Source organism: Streptomyces sp. NPDC002032 (assembly GCF_042890765.1).
Taxonomy (GTDB): domain Bacteria; phylum Actinomycetota; class Actinomycetes; order Streptomycetales; family Streptomycetaceae; genus Streptomyces.
Genome location: NZ_JBIASM010000001.1, coordinates 659,791 through 677,115 on the forward strand (window position 1 = coordinate 659,791; position 17,325 = coordinate 677,115).

17 protein-coding genes are annotated in these 17,325 nt (G+C 73.1%); 6 read left to right on the forward strand and 11 right to left on the reverse strand.

The genetic code is table 11. The annotated features are described in order from the left end of the window. Window positions 1–3 precede the first annotated feature (3 nt). A complete protein-coding gene (locus ACFYYT_RS02610; RefSeq protein WP_351826546.1) occupies window positions 4–1,383 on the forward strand; it encodes a hypothetical protein in 1,380 nt (459 codons plus the stop codon). A 168-nt stretch (window positions 1,384–1,551) separates the two neighbouring features. On the opposite strand, the gene ACFYYT_RS02615 is transcribed toward ACFYYT_RS02610, so the two are convergent. Together ACFYYT_RS02615 and ACFYYT_RS02620 are read right to left on the reverse strand one after the other, a co-directional pair. Then, a complete protein-coding gene (locus tag ACFYYT_RS02615; protein WP_351826545.1) occupies window positions 1,552–2,310 on the reverse strand; it encodes an SDR family oxidoreductase in 759 nt (252 codons plus the stop codon). A 158-nt stretch (window positions 2,311–2,468) separates the two neighbouring features. Continuing rightward, window positions 2,469–3,374, reverse strand: coding sequence for an AraC family transcriptional regulator (locus ACFYYT_RS02620; protein ID WP_351826544.1), 906 nt, complete (start codon window positions 3,372–3,374; stop codon window positions 2,469–2,471). A gap of 149 nt (window positions 3,375–3,523) precedes the next feature. Here ACFYYT_RS02620 and ACFYYT_RS02625 point away from each other — a divergent pair, with 149 nt between their 5' ends. Together ACFYYT_RS02625 and ACFYYT_RS02630 are read left to right on the forward strand one after the other, a co-directional pair. Next, entirely contained in the window at window positions 3,524–3,841 is a 318-nt protein-coding gene (locus ACFYYT_RS02625) for an antibiotic biosynthesis monooxygenase (protein ID WP_351826565.1), read from the forward strand. 118 nt (window positions 3,842–3,959) lie between these two features. Further along, window positions 3,960–4,928: an alpha/beta hydrolase gene (locus tag ACFYYT_RS02630; RefSeq protein WP_351826543.1), complete on the forward strand. Its 969-nt coding sequence runs from the start codon at window positions 3,960–3,962 to the stop codon at window positions 4,926–4,928. 146 nt (window positions 4,929–5,074) lie between these two features. On the opposite strand, the gene ACFYYT_RS02635 is transcribed toward ACFYYT_RS02630, so the two are convergent. The 3 genes from ACFYYT_RS02635 to ACFYYT_RS02645 form a co-directional block, all read right to left on the reverse strand. Beyond that, window positions 5,075–5,797 (reverse strand): zf-HC2 domain-containing protein, encoded by a 723-nt coding sequence (locus ACFYYT_RS02635; RefSeq protein ID WP_351826542.1) that lies wholly within the window; start codon window positions 5,795–5,797, stop codon window positions 5,075–5,077. After that, entirely contained in the window at window positions 5,794–6,396 is a 603-nt protein-coding gene (locus tag ACFYYT_RS02640; protein ID WP_351826541.1) for a sigma-70 family RNA polymerase sigma factor, read from the reverse strand. The genes ACFYYT_RS02635 and ACFYYT_RS02640 overlap by 4 nt, the downstream gene beginning before the upstream one ends. Window positions 6,397–6,530: 134 nt before the next feature. Next, window positions 6,531–7,514: a DUF1996 domain-containing protein gene (locus tag ACFYYT_RS02645; protein ID WP_351826540.1), complete on the reverse strand. Its 984-nt coding sequence runs from the start codon at window positions 7,512–7,514 to the stop codon at window positions 6,531–6,533. A 137-nt stretch (window positions 7,515–7,651) separates the two neighbouring features. On the opposite strand from ACFYYT_RS02645, the gene ACFYYT_RS02650 reads away from it, so the two are divergent. The 3 genes from ACFYYT_RS02650 (at window position 7,652) to ACFYYT_RS02660 (ending at window position 13,629) form a co-directional block, all read left to right on the forward strand. Further along, entirely contained in the window at window positions 7,652–8,401 is a 750-nt protein-coding gene (locus ACFYYT_RS02650) for a DUF1838 family protein (protein WP_351826539.1), read from the forward strand. Window positions 8,402–8,832: 431 nt separating this feature from the next. Next, window positions 8,833–10,605: a S8 family serine peptidase gene (locus ACFYYT_RS02655; protein WP_351826564.1), complete on the forward strand. Its 1,773-nt coding sequence runs from the start codon at window positions 8,833–8,835 to the stop codon at window positions 10,603–10,605. 234 nt (window positions 10,606–10,839) lie between these two features. Beyond that, window positions 10,840–13,629 (forward strand): AAA family ATPase, encoded by a 2,790-nt coding sequence (locus ACFYYT_RS02660; RefSeq protein WP_351826538.1) that lies wholly within the window; start codon window positions 10,840–10,842, stop codon window positions 13,627–13,629. Window positions 13,630–13,660: 31 nt separating this feature from the next. On the opposite strand, the gene ACFYYT_RS02665 is transcribed toward ACFYYT_RS02660, so the two are convergent. The 6 genes from ACFYYT_RS02665 to ACFYYT_RS02690 form a co-directional block, all read right to left on the reverse strand. Further along, window positions 13,661–14,551 (reverse strand): glycoside hydrolase family 19 protein, encoded by an 891-nt coding sequence (locus tag ACFYYT_RS02665; RefSeq protein ID WP_362868858.1) that lies wholly within the window; start codon window positions 14,549–14,551, stop codon window positions 13,661–13,663. A 234-nt stretch (window positions 14,552–14,785) separates the two neighbouring features. Further along, window positions 14,786–15,196 carry a rodlin gene (locus ACFYYT_RS02670; RefSeq protein WP_351826536.1) on the reverse strand — a complete coding sequence of 137 codons (411 nt, stop codon included), beginning with the start codon at window positions 15,194–15,196 and terminating at the stop codon, window positions 14,786–14,788. Window positions 15,197–15,400: 204 nt separating this feature from the next. Further along, window positions 15,401–15,622, reverse strand: coding sequence for a DUF5302 domain-containing protein (locus tag ACFYYT_RS02675; RefSeq protein ID WP_351826535.1), 222 nt, complete (start codon window positions 15,620–15,622; stop codon window positions 15,401–15,403). 81 nt (window positions 15,623–15,703) lie between these two features. Then, window positions 15,704–15,979, reverse strand: a complete 276-nt coding sequence (locus ACFYYT_RS02680) for a hypothetical protein (RefSeq protein ID WP_351826534.1) — start codon at window positions 15,977–15,979, stop codon at window positions 15,704–15,706. Continuing rightward, window positions 15,976–16,710 (reverse strand): HNH endonuclease family protein, encoded by a 735-nt coding sequence (locus ACFYYT_RS02685; protein ID WP_351826533.1) that lies wholly within the window; start codon window positions 16,708–16,710, stop codon window positions 15,976–15,978. Before ACFYYT_RS02685 ends, ACFYYT_RS02680 begins: the two co-directional genes overlap by 4 nt. Window positions 16,711–16,869: 159 nt before the next feature. Further along, window positions 16,870–17,070 (reverse strand): hypothetical protein, encoded by a 201-nt coding sequence (locus ACFYYT_RS02690; protein WP_385364351.1) that lies wholly within the window; start codon window positions 17,068–17,070, stop codon window positions 16,870–16,872. Window positions 17,071–17,325 lie beyond the last annotated feature (255 nt).

A 17,325-nucleotide genomic window follows, 5' to 3' on the forward strand; every position in this document is an offset into this window, starting at 1 on the left:
TGCATGAGCGTTGTGATGGTGAACGCCACCAACCTGCTGCCGTACGAACCGTCGACCGACCCGAAGCCGCTGCGGGTGAGCTCCGCCGAGGAAACCGAATACGGCTCCGTCAACATCAATGTCGGCGGCGGGATCACCACGTCGGCCTGGTGCAACAAAATCACCGTCCGGGTGCCGGTCGGCGCGGGGGCCGAGCACCTCACCACCGAAGGCGCCGACATCAAGACCGGTGCCAGCACCGGCTGGACGCCGTCCGCCCCCGCCGTCTCCGGCGGCTTCGCGGTCATCACCTTCACCCCGGCCCGCGCGGTGCAGTTCACCGGGCAGATCATCACCCTCACCCTGTCCAACATCGCGGTCAACCGCACGGCGGGTCAGGTCTCCATCGCGATCGTGGAGAGTTCGTCAAGGACGAACGGGAGCTTCACCAACAAGGACGCTTCGGTCGAGGTGGACAAGTTCCCGGCCGGGTTCGTGTTCCGGAATTTCGCGCCCGAGAAGATCATGGTGGAGAACGGTGAGGTCGCCGTGCTCCGCTGGGAGGGCTCGGACGCGAAGTACACGATGCACTGGGGCGACACCCCCGCCGGAGTCTCCCTCGACAAGGAACGTGTCTGGTCCACCCCGCGCGGCCTGACCACCGTCACCGGCTTCATGCTCCGCGCCGAAGTCACGGCCGGTGGCGTCACCCTCAACCACACCCTGACCACGGCGGTCACCGTACGCATTCCCGACCTCGTCGTCAGGAACCTCACCGTCCAGGGTCCGGCCACGTTCGCCGACAGCGTCAGCCTCAGCAACACCGCCAAGGACCTGACGGTCGCCGGATCGGTGCGCGGTGCGGGCAGCAACCCGCTGCGGGTCAGCCAGCCCGCGGGCCTGAAGGTCGACGCGGCCCTGAACGTCATCGGTTCGAGCACGTTCGCCAACAACGTCGCGGTCACTGGGACGGAAACGACGACGGTGACCGTCACCGGCTCACTCCGGGGCGCGGGCAGCAACCCGCTGCGGGTCAGCCAGCCCGCGGGCCTGAAGGTCGACGCGGCCCTGAACGTCACCGGGGCGAGCACCTTCAACAACAGCATCACGACCACCGGAGAGGTCACCGCCGCAGGCAATATCAAAGCCGGAGGAAATCGGGTGCTCCGGGCGGGCGACACGCTCCGCTTCGTGAGCCACGCGAACAGGTACCTGCAGGAGGGTCCCGACTACGGCGGCGAGAAGGAGCTGGCCCAAACCTCCAGGACCCTCTACAGCAACGCCTCCTGGCGGACACAGCATGTCTACTCTGCCAGTTCGTCCGGAAAGGAGCCCGAGGAAATGCAGGAGCCGGAAGACCTCGCACTGGATGAGCGGACCGTCACCCCAGACCCGAAACTCTGACCCGGCCGCCGGGGGGGCGCAGCTCACGCATCGGCCCCGGTCACCGTCAGTTCTGCCGGCGCGGGCACCGTCCTCATCGGGGTGAGTGCCCGACGGCGAGCCGACCCGGTGCGCGGGCGCGGGGTCGGCTCCTGGGCCCGGTGCGGCGGGACCTTGCCCGCCGGCTGATCACTTCGCCTGGGAGAGCGAGACCGCGTCGGGGCCGGCGGGGAAGCGCAGCTGGCCGGTCGTGTCGTGCACGGCTCGCCACACCGTCTCGGCGACGTCGCTCTCCTTGGTGAACAGATCCTGCGCCGTGAAGTCGCCCATGGCCCTCTCCGCCCATGACGCGTAGGGCGCCGGGATCAGCTCGTCCAGCGGTGCCCCGTCCGCCGCCTTGGCCGCGTTGGCTGCGAAGTTCGTCGTCAGGCAGGCGCCCGGCTCGACCGTCTTCGCCTGGACGCCAAAGGGCGCGAGTTCGAGCGCGAGGGATGCGGTGAACCCTTCGACGGCCATCTTGCTCGCCTTGTAGACGGCTGTGAGCGGCATGTGCCCCAGCACCACGCTCGAGGTCACGTTGACCACCACCCCGGAGCCGCGCTCACGGAACTGGGGGAGCACCGCTTGTGTCACCGCCATCACGCCGAACGTGTTGGTCTCGAAGACCTCCCGCACCCGGGCCATGGGGGTGCCCTCGAACACGCCGATCGATGGGACGCCCGCGTTGTTGACCAGGACGTCGACGGGCCCGGCTGCCTGGAACGCGGCGGTGACGCTCTCGGGCCTGGTCACGTCGAGCTCGATGACGCGGAGCCGGTCCGACTCAGGAAGGACGCCTCGACGCGGCGTCCGCATCGTGGCGATGACGTTCCACCCCTGCGAGTGGAAGTAGAGGGCGGTCTCCCGCCCGTACCCGGATGAGGTACCAGTGATCAGAACCGTCTTCATGCTGTGCCCCTTTGCGATGTGATGGGATCCCTACGGGTGGGCAGGCATTTTCCTGCTCCACGGGAGAACCGGTGATCCCATTGAATCGCTCTGACCTGCGGAGATAATAGAACTATTCTCGCTCCTCCTTGCACGATCCTCCAGTAAGGCCCATCCGCTCAGGGCAGGACTCCTGCCGGCGCACGCACGGCCTGGCGCAGGCGGGCGGCGTCCTGGCTGGGGGGCGCGCCGAACTGGCGGCGGTACTCCCGGCTGAACTGCGACGGGTTGTCGTAGCCGACGCGGTGGCCGACTCCGGTGACGTCTCCGGGGTGGGTGGCGAGCAGCAGCCGGGCCTCCTGGAGCCGGATCTGCTTCTGGAACTGGATGGGGCTCATCGCGGTCACCGCTTGGAAGTTGCGGTAGAAGGCGGAGACGCCCATGCCGGACTGCCGCGCCACGTCCTCGACCCGGAAGGGCTGCGCGTAGTGCTCGCGGATCCAGCGCACGGCCCGCGAGATGTGGCTGAGGCTGCTGTCGGCCAGGCCGAGCTGGCGAACCGTCGCACCCTGCTCGCCGGTGATCAGACGCCACAGGATCTCGCGCTTGACCAGCGGGGCCAGTACGGCCCGGTCGCGGGGCTCGTCGAGCAGGCGCAACAGCCGGACCACCGCGTCCAGGAGCGCGGCCGGAGCGTCACTGACGGCGATCCCCGACGGCGCGCCCCCGCTGCTCCGGGGGGCGCCTGCGGGCCCGGCGTCGAGCAGCAGCTCGGCAACGGCGGACGGTTCCAGGACGAGACCGAACCCCAGCGCCGGCTGCTTGGGGTCGGCCCGGGTGAACTGCCCTGTGACAGGCAGATCGACGGATGCGACCAGGTACTGCCCGGGCCCGTACTCGAACACCCTCTCACCCAGGGCGAGGCGTTTGGCGCCCTGCGCGATGACCGCCAGGAGCGTGCCTGACATCGAAGGCGCCGGCGGATCGGGGCGGTCGACCTTCGAGATGAGGACGCCGTCGACGGCGGTGGTCCAGTCGGGCCGCGCATGGCGGGCCAGCAGGGTGCGGAGTTCTTCGAGGTACATACGTCCATTGCAGCACCATTCCGCGCCGCGGTTCCCAAAGTCGCGAGGATCGTGCAAGCGCGAACGAGTAACGGTCTAACGTTCCCGCAGGTCAGCCCGCTTGAATGGAATCACCGCACTCCATCACCGAAGAGGAAGAGAAGGAATCCATGATCGTCGACTACGGCTTCGGCGCCACCCTGACCGCCAGGCCCGGTATGGGTGACCAGCTCGTCGACCTGCTGCTGACCGGACTGAACGAGGGCAGCCCCGGCGCGAGCGAATACTGCCTCGTCTACCTCGTCTCCCGCTCCGCGTCCGACCCCGACGTCGTCCACGTCGCCGAAGGCTGGACCAGCGAGGAGGACCACCACCGCGTCTTCGCCGGCAAGACCGCCCAGGCCATCGTGGCGCAGATCGACCCGCTGCTCGCCAAGGACTCCGAGTACACCGACTACGTTCCGGTCCGCGGCAAATCCGCCCTCTGACCCGCCAAACCGCCGGCGCCCCACACCCCACACCTCAGCCCCTGCCGCCTCGGTGCCCGCCGAGGCGGCCCCCGTCCTCGCCCGATCGTCCCGCCCCCACCCACGAGAGGCAACGACCATGACCACAGCACGCCCCTCCCTCGACCCCGAACTGCATGAACTCCTGGCCGACATGCCGCTGATGTCCGAGCTCAGCCCGGAAGTGCTGGCGCAGGTACGCCCCCTCTCCTCGGTGCCCGTCGAACCCCTCCTCGAAGGCCGCGCTGTCGACCGGCGCGAGGTCACCGTTGCGAGTCCGGACGGCACCCCGATCCCCTTGTCCGTCTTCAGCCCCGCGAACAGCGATCGCACCGCTGCCGCACCCTGCGTCTACTGGATGCACGGCGGCGGGATGGTCATGGGCGACCGCTTCTCACAGATCGACATCCCGCTGGAGTGGCTCGACGAGTTCGGCGCCGTCGTGGTCTGCGTCGAGTACCGGCTCGCGCCCGAGTCCACCGGCACCATCCCGGTCGACGACTGCTACCGGGGACTGCTCTGGATCGCCGACCACGCCGCCGAACTGGGCATCGACCCCGCCCGGATCATCGTCGCAGGCGCCAGCGCGGGCGGCGGCCTCGCCGCCGGCGTCACCCTGCTCGCCCGCGACCTCGGCACCCCCACGATCGCGGCCCAAGTCCTGATCGGCCCCATGCTCGACCACCGCAACACCACCACCTCCAGCCTCCAGTACTCGAACGGGCCCGGCGTCTGGACCCGCGAGATGAACGGATTCGGATGGCACTGCCTCCTCGGCGACCTCACCGACGACGAGGTACCCGCATACGTCTCACCCGCCCTGGCCGACGACCTCGCGGGCCTGCCGACCACCTACATCGACACCGGCTCCGCCGAAGTCTTCCGCGACGAGGACACCGAGTACGCCACCCGCATCTGGGCGGCCGGCGGCCAGGCCGAACTCCACGTCTGGGCAGGCGGCTTCCACGGATTCGACGCCCTGTACCCGCAGGCACACATCTCGGCCACAGCCCGCCGGACCCGCACCGACTGGCTCGCCCGGCTCCTGCCCACGAACCCCGCCGCATAGGTGAGGGATCAGCCGGCCCTGTGCCGGGCCCGGGCGACCTGTGACCGGGTGGTGGACCGCGCTCTTGAGCGCGGCCGGTGTGCGCAATGGGTGGCACACAGGAGCCCGGGAGCCGGACATGCTCCCGGGCTCCGTCACGTCCGCGGCTACACCGGTACGGACACGAAGGTCCGGCCCGACTCGTTCTCCACCAGGACCTCCTTGACGTTCGCGGGATCCACCGCCGCCGACCCGTCCAGGGACGCCCCCTTGCCCTCGCCGTGCTCGGCCGTACCCACGACCCAGCCGCCCGCCGTGGACCGCGTACCGTCCCGGGCTACCACCACCAGCCGGCAGCGCTCGCCCGCCGGGATCCCGGTCACCGCCGCGTGCACCCGTACCCACTTCGCCGCGGGCGTCACCTGTACGTTCATCCGCGCGCCCGTGCCCCGGTCCGTCGCGGAGGCCACCTTGGTCCCCGGTACGGGCGAAGGCGCCGCGGAAGCGCTCGGCGTCGGCGGCCCGGGCAGCGCGCCGGCCTGCTCCCGGTCGGCGCCCATGTGCGCCCCGGCCCAGAACACGGCCGCCAGCGAGGCCGCCACGGCCAGTCCGGCCAGCCCCACCCGGCGCCGCGCGGACGCCACCCGCTCCCCGCGCACCTGCCGCAGGGTCCGCTGGAGCAGCAGGTCGCCGCCCTGCGGGGGCCCGTCGAGGAACGCCTCCTCCGGTACTTCGCCCAGCACGCTCTCCATCTCGCGCAACGCGGCCACCTCCTCACGGCACCGCACACAGTCGCCGATGTGCTCCTCGACGCGCCGTACGTCCTCCTCGTCCAGGACACCGAGCACGTACGGTCCGAGCAGTTCCTCCTCGTGCCGCTGCCGGTTCATGCCACCACCTCCCGCAGTCCGCCGGGCTGCTGGGGCGGCCGGCCTGATCGTCTGTTCCCGGTGCCGTCCCCGGCGCCGTCCGCGAAGACCTCGCGCAGGGCCTTCAGCGCGTAGTGCGAGCGCGATTTGACCGTGCCGGCGGGTATCCCGAGCCGGTCGGCCGCCTCCGCGACACTGCGCTGGCGGTAGTACAACTCCGTCAGCACGTCCCGGTGTTCCGGCGACAGCCGGTCCAGGGCCCCGAGCACCGTCATCGTGTCCACGACGGAATCCGCGTGGTCCCCCTCGACGGGCGGCGAGGCCGCCGCGCCCGAGACCTCCGGCGGCCGGGCGGCCTTCGCGCGGTAGCGGTCCGCGATGATGTTGCGGGCCACGGTGAGCAGCCAGCCGCGCACCGACCCCTTCCCGTTGACCAGGACCTCGGAATGCCGCCATGCGCGGATCAGCGTCTCCTGGACGACGTCCTCGGCGGCGGCCCGGTCCCCGGTCAGCCGGGTGGCGTACGCGAGCAGGGCGTTGCCGTGCTCCTCGTAGACAGCCCTGATCAGTGCCTCGTCGGTCGAGCCCCGCCGAGTGCGGGGCCACAGTGGTCCGGCCATCTCACCCTCTCCGTCCGCCTGGTGTTACCTGGTGCGGTCGGAACACGCCGTGGGTACACGTCCGGTTCACGTGACGTGCGTCACTGGCGTCCGTCACTCGCGTCCGTCGCCCGCGTGCGCCGCGCGTTTTCCGGTCAGGTGCGGCAGGCGCGTCCCTCGTTGAGGCAGGCGACGAGCGCGTCCATCTGCCCGTCGGTCATCACGTCCACGAACATCGCGTGGTCCGTGCGCGGGCTGTGCCGCTGCTCGGGGAAGGAGTCCAGCGCGACCGGCACCCCCGGCGCCACCGCGTACGACAGGGAGATCCGCAGCTCGGGCACCGGGAAGGTGCCCTGGGGGCACACGCCCTGCGGGGAGGGGAACAGCAGGTGCGAACGGTGGTCGCGGGCCTGGGTGTCCAGCCCGTTCCAGCAGCTGGGGAAGACGAGCGTACGGGTGATCAGCGAACCGGCAGGACAGCGCGGGTAGTCGGTGGTGGCCCGCCCGGGGAAGCCCGTACAGCCCCAGCGGGCCCGGACGTCGGCGGCCGCCCCCGCCGTGTACGCGACCGCGTCGCCGGTCATCGCCCGCAGGAAGCGGGGCATCGGCACGACCTTGCTGACCGGGCTGCCCCGGAACTCCACCTCCACCGAGGCCTCCGGCAGGATCTCGCCGGTGTTGCCGTTCCCCGCCGTGTGCTCGTGCGCACCGCCGCCCGGGCGGTCCACCCGGCGCAGCACGGGCCAGTAGTAGGCGGAGCGGTCGCCCCCGGCGCAGCTGGTGGCGGCCGCGGCCAGCGAGGCGTCCGTCGACATGGCGTCGGTGGACAGGTTCCCCACGTAGGCGTGGGTGTGGTGGGCGCCCGCCCGCAGACCCGGCGAGACCACCAGGTTGTCCTCGTTCCAGTGGCCCTCCTCGTTGCGCCCGCATTCCACGCGCACCGAGCCGGCGGAGGCCCCGGAGCCCGCCGGGGGCGGGGTCCGCGGATCGGGCGGGACCCGGCGTATGTCCACGGAGGAGCCCGCCACGGCCGCGCGACGGGAGTCCGCGGCGCGGGAGGCGCCCAGCACGGCGGCCGCCAGCCCGGTGCCCAGCACCAGGCAGACGAGCAGTGCCAGAAGTCGGTGTTCGTTCCCCATGGCGGTCACGGTCGCCGGTGCCCGGCACGGCCGTCAACCCGGTGTCCATACCCGCGGGGCTCCGAGTGCCGTACCGGACCGGGGTTGGCCCGTCCGGTGCTTGTCCGGCCCGGCGGTGACCACGCAGAGTGGTCCGTATGACACCGGAAGAACTGCTGCACGACTTCGCCCGCACCCGCGCCTCCCTCGACGGGGAAGAGGTGACCTTCTGGTGGTCCGGCGACGTGTACTCCTCGGCCCCCGACGAGCCGTACCGCCGCCTCTTCGGCTTCGAGGGCCTCAACGTCGCCCGGATCGAGGCCGGAGCGGATCCGCAGGACGGCGGGAGCGGCGGCTACCGCATGCTCTCGCGCGAGGCCGCCTTCTACCTCGACCCCGGCACCCGCGAGATCCTCGATACGTGGGAGGGCAAGCCCGTGGTGCACGTCTGGAACGACCCGGCGAACCAGAAGTGGCGCCCCTTCCCGGTCCCGCGGACCGTGCTCGGCGACCAGGTCTGCTTCAGCCTGGAGATCCCCCTCGCCTACCCCTCCCCGCTGCCCGTCGCCGACTACCCGCTGAACTCCGCCGACGACACCTACCGGGCCCTGGAGCTGTTCCAGTTCTTCGTCCCCGCCGCGGCCCTCGCCGGTGACGCCCCGAGCGTGCCCGCCACGATGTCCTGGACCCGCCGCTCGCCGTGGCTGCCCTGGATGGAGCAGGGGCAGCGGCCCGGCGGCCTCACCTTCCACTGCCGGGGCGTGAAGCTCGGCACCTACGCCGAGGTCCCCGAGCGCACCCGGGCCCACATCGCGGCGCACCACCCCGAGTTCGCCCACGCCCCGGAGAAGTGGAACGAGCCGAACGAGACCAGCTGGACCTACTTCCGCAAGCTCCACCCGAGGTAGGGGAGGGGCAGGAGGGGCGTGGGGCAGGGGGGCGTGGGGCAGGGGGGAGGGCCGGCCGGGGGAGCGGGGCGGGGTCCGGCAGGGTCCGGACAAGGGTTTTCCCCGTATCGGGTTCACCCCCGCGTTGCCTACTGTCTGCCCACCGGCGATCTTCCGGCCCGCGAACGGCCCCGCACCAACCCCACATGGTGTGAAGCCGTACGAGGACGCGCGGACCGCCGGCACCACCGTTGCCGAGGCCCCGCCGTCGTGGCCGGGCAACGAGGCGCGCGGCGGCGGCCGGAGCGGGCCTGACCAGCCCACCCCCCGGTCCCGCGGCCGCCGACCCACCTCCCACACTGCACCGACCGGCCGCTCCGGCCTGCCCGGGGACGGCCTCCAAAGGGGAACACGTGCACGCATCAAGACGTCGGCTGATATCCGTGGTGGCCATGTCCGTCACCCTCCTCGCGGGCTCCGCCACCGCCTCCGTGGCCGTGACGGCGGGGAACGACCCGGCCGCCACCCTCCCGGCCGCCGCGGCCCCCGCCTCGCCCGCCGCGGCCCCGGTCGAGAACCTCATCGTCGGCTACAAGTCCTCGGCCTCCGAGGCGAGTTCCAACGCCGCGGCCGCCGACGACGCAGCCGCCAAGGGCAAGAAGGCGGGCAAGAAGGCGAAGTTCGACCGCCGTCTCGGCACCGGCGCCGCCCTCGTCAGCCTCGGCGGAGCCGTCGCCCCCTCGGACGCGGCCGGTGTCATGGCCCAGTTCCGCGCCGACCCCGACGTCGCCTACGTCGAGCCCGACTCCCGGGCCTACGCGATGAGCACCCCCGACGACACCGAGTACGCCAAGCAGTGGGACCTCTTCGAGCCCACCGCCGGCATGAACGTCCCCGCCGCCTGGGACAAGACCACCGGCTCCGGTGTCACCGTCGCCGTGATCGACACCGGCTACGTCACCCACTCCGACGTGGCCCCCAACATCGTCGCCGGCTACGACTTCATCTCGGACTCCACCGCCGCCCGCGACGGCAACGGCCGCGACAACAACGCCGCCGACCAGGGCGACTGGAGCGCGGCCGGCGAGTGCGGCACCGGCTCCAAGGCCAGCGACTCCTCCTGGCACGGCACCCACGTCGCGGGCACCATCGCCGCGGCCACCAACAACGGCAAGGGCGTCGCGGGCATCGCGTACAACGCGAAGATCCAGCCCGTCCGCGTGCTCGGCAAGTGCGGCGGCGCCACCTCGGACATCGTCGACGCCATCACCTGGGCGTCCGGCGGCTCCGTCCCCGGCGTCCCGGCGAACGCCACCCCCGCCAAGGTCATCAACATGAGCCTCGGCGGATCCGGCACCTGCTCCAGCAGCTACCAGAACGCCATCAACGCGGCGGTCGGCCGCGGCACCACCGTCGTGGTCGCCGCCGGCAACAGCAACGCGGACGCGGCGAACTTCACGCCCGCCAGCTGCAACAACGTGATCACCGTGGCCGCCAGCAACCGCACCGGCGACCGCTCGTTCTACTCGAACTTCGGCACCCGCATCGACGTCACCGCCCCGGGCGGTGAGACCCGCCGCGCCACCGACACGCCCGGCACCGTCACCACCCCCGAGAACGGCATCCTCTCCAGCCTGAACGCGGGCACCACCACCCCCGGCGCCGAGATCTACAAGCCGTACCAGGGCACCAGCATGGCCTCCCCGCACGTCGCCGGCCTCGCCGCGCTGCTGGTCGCCGCCAAGCCCTCGCTGACCCCGGCCGACGTCAAGTCCGCCATCAAGGCCAGCGCCCGGCCCCTCGCCGGCACCTGCACCGGCGGCTGCGGCGCCGGTCTCGCCGACGCGGCCGCGGCCGTGAACGCCGTGACCTCCACGCCCACCACCCCGTCGTTCCAGAACACCACGGACTTCGCGATCGGTGACAACACCACCGTGGAGAGCCCGATCACCGTCTCCGGCGTGACCGGCAACGCCCCGGCCACCCTCAAGGTCGGCGTGAACATCGTCCACACCTACATCGGTGACCTGAAGGTCGACCTGGTCGCCCCCGACGGCACCGTCTACACCCTGCACAACCGGGCCGGCGGCAGCACCGCCAACATCAACCAGACCTACACCGTCGACGCCTCCTCCGAGGTGGCCAACGGCACCTGGAAGCTCCGCGTGAACGACAACGCGGGCGGCGACACCGGCAAGATCGACTCCTGGAGCCTCGGCTTCTGACCGGTCCCGGCCCCTCTGCGGAGCCCCCCAACTCCCTTCTGACGGGCCGATAGTACGGACCATCCCCCAGCGCGCGGACCTGCCGGTACCTCCCGTACCGACAGGTCCGTCGTGCTTTCCGGTCCGGCGACTGAATTCTGCGTCACAATCCGGGTCCGTCCGGCGGCCGACCTCGTATTGTCGCGTTTCACAGGAAGGGCACAGAACTGGGGCGCGAAAGGCTGGTGGCTGTGCGTGGCGGCGACGGGGCACGCTGACACCGATTTCGGACACACCAACGTCGGACACACCAACGTGGGACACCGGGAACTCATCGAGGCGGTCCACCGTGCGCTGACCACGCACGGACGGGCCGTCCTCACCGGACCCGCCGGAGCGGGCAAGACCGAGGTGGCGGGCGCCGTCGCGGCCGCCGCCCGGGGCCGGGGCGAGACCGTGCTGCGGCTCGCCCCGGAAGCCGCCGACCAGTGGATACCCGAGGCCTCGGCGGCCGCCCTGCTCGCCTCCGTCCCCCGCACCGCCCTCGAACGGCTCGCCGGACCCCAGCGCACCGCCATCGCCCTGCTCCGCCGTGAGGCCGACGCCCCCGGCGCGGGCCGCGACCACGTCGCCCTGCGGCTGGCCGTCGTCGAGGTGCTGCGCACCCTGTCCGCCCCCGGCCCCGTCCTCCTCGTCCTGGACAACGCCCAGTGGCTCGACGCCGAGAGCACCGACCTGCTCCGGTTCGTCCTGCGCCTGACCCCGCCGCGCGTACGGGTCCTCGTCGCCGAACGCGTCCAGGGCGGCGCCCCCGTCGCCGAACCCCTCTGCGGACCCGGCACCCCCGCCGTCCGCGTCCCCGCGCTCGGCGCCGACGAGGTCGCCGAACTCCTGCTCCGCCACGGCCTGCCCGCCCGCCTCGCCGGCCGCATCCACCAGGCCAGCGGCGGAAACCCCAGGCTCGCCCTCGCCCTCGGCCACTCCCTCGCCGAAGCCTGCGCAGGCCCGGGCGGCGGCGCCCACCACGCCGACACCCTGCCCGTCTCCGGGCAGGCCCGCGACGTCGCCCGCCGCCTGCTGGCCGGGGCCCCGGCCCGGGCCCGCCGGACCCTGCTGCTCGCCGCCCTCGCCGCCCGCCCCACCACGGCCCTGCTGCGCCGGGCCGGACGCCCCGACGCCGAAGAGGAACTCGCGGAGGCCGAGCGGGCCGCGCTGGTCACCGTAGGAGAGGACGGCGCCGTGACGTTCACCGCCGGCGCCCTGCCGACGGCCCTGGCCGCCGACGCCGGCTGGCCCGAACGCGCCGCCGGACACGCCGCGCTCGCCGCCGCCGTGGACGACCCCGTCCAGGCCGTTCGCCACCGCGCGCTCGCCGTCGACACCCCCGACGCGCGGCTCGCCGCCGAGATCACCGACGCGGCCGCCGCCTGCCGCCGCCGCGGCCAGCGCGCCCTCGCCGCCGAACTCGGACTCCTCGCCGCCGAACGCACCCCGGCCTTCCAGCACCGCGAGGAACTCGCCCGGCTCGTCGCGGCCGCCGAGGACGCCGGCTGGGCCGGCCGCGCCGACCTCGCCCGCCGCGCCACCCGGGCCGTCCTCGCCCGCGACGCCTCGCCCGCCCAGCGGGTGCGCGCCCGGCTGGCCGTGATCGACGCCGCCGGACAGGCCCTCGCCGACCTCGACGAGACCATCGCCCACGCCCTCGCCGACGCCGCCGGGGACCCCTCCCTGCGGGCCGCCGTCCAGCTGCGCATCGCCTGGAAGCACAACATCGGCGACGGCGACCCGGTCCGCTCCCGCGACGCCGCCGCCGAAGCCGGCGCCCTCGCCAAGGCGGGCGGCGACCAGGTCGCCGAGGCCATGGCGCTGACCGTACGGGCCCGCATGGGCCGCATCCTCGGCGACCCCGACGCGGAGGACATCCTGGCCGAGGCCCTCGCCCTGCCCGCCCCCGAGGTCCCCCTCGGCATGCGCAACGCCCCCCAGTACCTCGCCGTCCGCCACGCCCTCTTCGACGACCGGCTCACCGACGCCCGCCGCCAGCTCCTCGTCCTGCTGCCCGCCGTCCAGCGCACCGGCTCCGCCGAGGACGTCTTCGAAGTGCTGCGCAGCCTCACCGAGGTGGAACTGCGGCGCGGCCGCTGCGCCTCCGGCGCCGCGCACGCCCGCCGCGCCCTGGAGCTCACCATCGAGGCGGGCCTCTCGCCCGGCCCCGCCTGGTACGTCGCCGCCACGGCCGAGGCCGCGGGCGGCAGCTTCGCCCGCGCCGCCGGATACGCCCGCCGCGGCATCCGGGCCTCCGAGGAGGAACAGGACCAGGTCTTCCTGTCCCGGGGCCTGTACGCCCTCGGCACCGTCGAACTGGCCACCGGCGACGCCGCCAAGGCCGTCGCCACCCTGCGCCGGGTCGCCGAGCTGGAGGAGGCGCAGCAGGTGGTGGACCCCTCGGTGCTGCGCTGGCACGGGGAACTGGCCGAGGCCCTGATCGCCGCGGACGACCCGCTGGGGGCCGCGGAACTCCTCGACCGGGTCACGCCGGTGGCCCGCTCCCTCGGCCGGACCGCCGTCGTCGCGTCCCTGGACCGGGCCCGGGCCCTGTGCCGTTCCGCCCAGGGCGAGCCCGAACCGGCCGTGGCCCTCCTCGCGCGCACCGCCCAGCGCTTCGAAGCCCTCGGGCTGCCCCTGGAACAGGGCCGTACGCTGCTGGCGCTGGCCCGGGTGGAACGCCGGCGCCGCCGCCGGGCCCCCGCCCGGACCGCCCTGGCGGCGGCCGCCGAGGTCTTCGGGCGGGCGGGGGCGAAACCCTGGCTGGAGCTGGCCCGGGAGACTCCGGGGGACGGCGTCGCCCCGCACCCGGGGGCGGCGGCGCTGACCGAGGCGGAGGCCCGGCTGGCGCTCCTCGTCGGCGGCGGGGCCAGCAACCAGGAGGCCGCCGCGAAGCTCTTCCTCAGCGTGAAGACGGTGGAGGCCCGGCTCACCCGGATCTACCAGAAGCTCGACGTCCGCTCCCGGGCCCAGCTGGCCACCGCGCTGCGCGGGGGCTGAGCGGGGGGCCGGCCGGGCCCGGGGCGGCCGGTCAGCAGCTGAGGTTGTTGCCCGGGGTGACGCCCAGCAGCTGGGTGAAGCTCTGGTACTTGCTGACCCGGCTCTGCACCTGGGCCGGGTTGCCGCCGTTGCACTCCAGCGACCCGTTGATGGAGCGGATCGTCTCGCCGAAGCCCGCGCCGTTGACCATGGCGGCGTGGGCGGTCATCGTGCCGGGGCCGTTCTGGGTGTTCCAGTACCAGAGGGCCGTCTTCATGGCGACCGCCGGGTCCTGCTCGACGAGGTAGGGGTTGGCGAGGAGGTTGATGCCCAGGGCGTCGCCCGCCGCCTTGTAGTTGAAGTTCCAGCTGAGCTGGATCGGGCCGCGGCCGTAGTAGGCGGCCTGTCCGGCGGGACAGCCGTAGGGCTGGCTCGCGTCACAGTAGTGCGGGTAGTTCGCGGTGTTCTGCTCCACCACGTACACCAGCCCGCCCGTCTCGTGCGAGACGTTCGCGAGGAAGGCCGCCGCCTCGCGCCGCTTGACGGTGTCGTCGCCGGTGTTGGCGAAGCCGGGGTACGCGGACAGCGCCGCGACCAGGCCGTTGTAGGTGTAGAAGGAGTTCCGGTTCGGGAACATCTGGTTGAACTGGGCCTCGCTGACCACGAATCCGGACGGGTTGCCGGTGCCGGGGTCGGTGCCGCCGCCACCGCCGCAGGCGCCCTGGTCGGACCAGACGCCCCACTGGCCGGTGGTGCCGGGCGTCTCGCCCTGCGTCCACCACTTCGCCTGCCAGTTGTGGCCGTTGTACGAGGCGTTCGTGCCGCCCGTGTAGACGGCGGAGGAGGCCCAGGCCCCGGCGCAGGCGGGGGCCGCGGCGGCGGGGGAGGCGGGCAGGGCGACCGCGAGGCCGAGGGTCACGGCGGCGGCCGCGGCGAAGGACAGGGTGCGGCGGCGGAGGGTGCGTATCACGTAACTGCTCCTGGAGTGGGGGGACATGTCGCGGGAGGTGGGGGGCGCGACGACTACCGCCACTGAAGCGAAGTGGTCTGGACCTGTCAAGGTCTAGACCAAATGTTTCCGGTTCGGCCCCACCGTGCGCCCCCCGCACCCCGTGAACGCCGGAACGGCGTGACGACCGGGGTCGTCACGCCGTTCCGGATGCCGCTGCCGCCCGGATCAGCTGCCGGCGGACAGGTTCCCCGACAGGACCGGGATGTTGTCCACGATGTGGGACAGGGACTCGTCGCCCTTGGCCTGGGTGGAGTTCTCGGTGCACTGCTGGTTCTGCGGGTTCGACAGGACGTTGATGTCCTGGACGCCGACGTTGATGGCGGCGAGGATCGACTGGGCGTTGACCTTCGCGGGCAGGCCGACGCAGAGCTTGTTCAGCGAACCCTGGATGGCGCTGAGCTGGGGGCTCTGGTCGCCCGAGGTCTCCTGGTTGCCGTAGATCTGCGCGGCACCGTTGCCGTTGACGGTGTTGACGCCGTTGTCGTTGCCGATCGCCATCGCCGGGGAGGCCACGAGGGCGCCCGTACCCAGTACGGTGGCGGTGACCGCGGCGGTGGCCATGAACTTCTTGAGCATCGTGGAGATCCTTCTGTCGCATGAGCTGTCCCCGGCGGGACGTCCTGATCAACTGCCCCCGGCGCCAGGGGTTATCGCCCATCACCCATGCGGCCCAACGATCCCTTCCGTACGGCTCCCGCGACCCGCGCCGTCCCGGCGAACGCCGGGGGCCGCCGGAGTTCCCGGCGGCCCCCGGCGATCCCGGGCGGCGGACCCGCCACCTCAGCCGGTCTTGCGGCGGACCTTCTTGTTCTTGCCGCCGGCCCCGCTGCTGGAGCCCTGGACCTTCGAGCGGTTCTGGTGCCCCTGCTGGGCGTGCGCGTTCGCGGCGTTGCGCTCCAGCGCCTCGCGGAACTTGCGCTTCGCGGCGTCGGCCGGGGACTCGTCCTGCGGAACGTCCGCCTGCGCCGCGTCGGCCTGCGGGGTGTCTGATGCGTCAGCCATGTGTGCCTCCTGGAGTGATCAAGTCAGCCCAGTCTGTCAGCCGCGCTCCCCGGAGGCCATCGGGATCGGTCCGGGCGGCCGTCAGGCGGGCGGGGCCGGGGCCTGCGCCCCGCCGCCGGCCCGGATCGCGGCCAGCGCGGCCCGGTGCAGGGCCTGCGGGTCGCCGTGCGCCACCGGGCTGCCGGTCAGCGTGTACCACTCGTCGGCGTCCGTGTACTGCACCTCGAAACCGACCTTGCCGTCGGGGCCCGCGGTCGTGCGCAGCGTGAGCGGGCCGGTGATCACGCCGACCTCGTCGGTCATCGCCCCGCCCGGACCCGCCGGGACCTCGTCCTGCCACTGCCGGGGCCCGCTCATGAGGCGCAGGTGTCGAGCATGGAGGTGAGCTTCGCCTTCTCGGCATCGGTCACGGTCAGACCGTAATGGGATTTGACGGTGGTCCAGGCGCGCCCGTACTGGCACCAGGCCGCCTTGTCCGTGGGCTGCCACAGGTCGGGGCTCTGGTCGCCCTTGGAACGGTTCGAGGCCGCCGAGACCGCCAGCAGCTGCGGCCGCGTCAGATCGTTGGCGAAGGCCTTGCGCCGGGCCGCGTCCCATCCGGCGGCTCCGGAACGCCAGGCCTCGGCGAGCGGCACCATGTGGTCGATGTCCAGCTTCGACGCCTCGGTGACCGTCGCCCCGTCGTAGAGGCTCTTCCAGCGGCCGGTCAGGGCACGGCACTCGGAGTCCTGGGTGACGTCGGCGCCGTCCCGCTTGAGGACCACCTCACGGGTGTCGCACTTGTTGCCCTGCTCGGCCCAGTGCGTGAACTTGTCGCGGCTGTAGCCGGCCATCGTGCCGGGCTTGCCGACCGTCAGCGCCGCCAGCTGGGTCCGGGCCACGGCGACGGTGACCATCCCCGGCAGCACGTCACCGGGGGCCGGCTGGCCGGCCGCGCCGGAGGGCGCCGGGGCGCTCGCGGCGGGCGGGGCGCCGCTCTTGCCGGTCTTCCCGTCCGGCCCGGAGGGCTGCTGACCCCCGCAGCCGCTCGCTCCGAGCAGCAGCACCACGGCCAGCGCCGCACCGCGTACACCTGACTGACGACCCATGACCCCACCCCGCGCAGACTCCACCGACCCGGGGAGCCTACCCATAACCGGACATCCAACCCGGCATCCGGCCGGACGGAGTGTCCGCGTACGCGATCGGCCGCCCGGCAACCCGGGCGGGCACGCACGCCGTTCGGCCCGGCGCCGCCGTCAGCGGCGTCAGCGCCGGGCGGCGGCCGTACGGGCCGGGGCGCCGACGGGCCGGCGGGCCGCCGCGTGCAGGGCGTGCCGGCACACGGCGGCGGCCGCCGCGAGCGCGACGGCCAGCACCACCGGCCGGCCCGCCCCCGTGGCCAGGACGGCCCCGGCGACCAGGAGCACCGCCAGGGCGGCGAACTGCCCGGGCCCCCAGGGGCGCACGCGCGGAGGGCGGCTCCGGCGGCGGCTCCGGCGCCGGCCGGCCGCTGCGCGGTGACGAACCTCCCGTGGCATCGGACCCCCTCGGCTCAGGGGCCGGCCGCGGTGCGGGGCCCTTCGGGGAAGAGTGTGGCCACGCCGCGAGCGAGAGGGGCCGGATTCGCGACGGAGACCGGGCCGGGGGGCGCGATCCGGCCGCGCCCACGGCCCCGCGCAGGCTCCCGTCCGGTCCCTCCGAAAGCCGCCGCAGGGATCGAC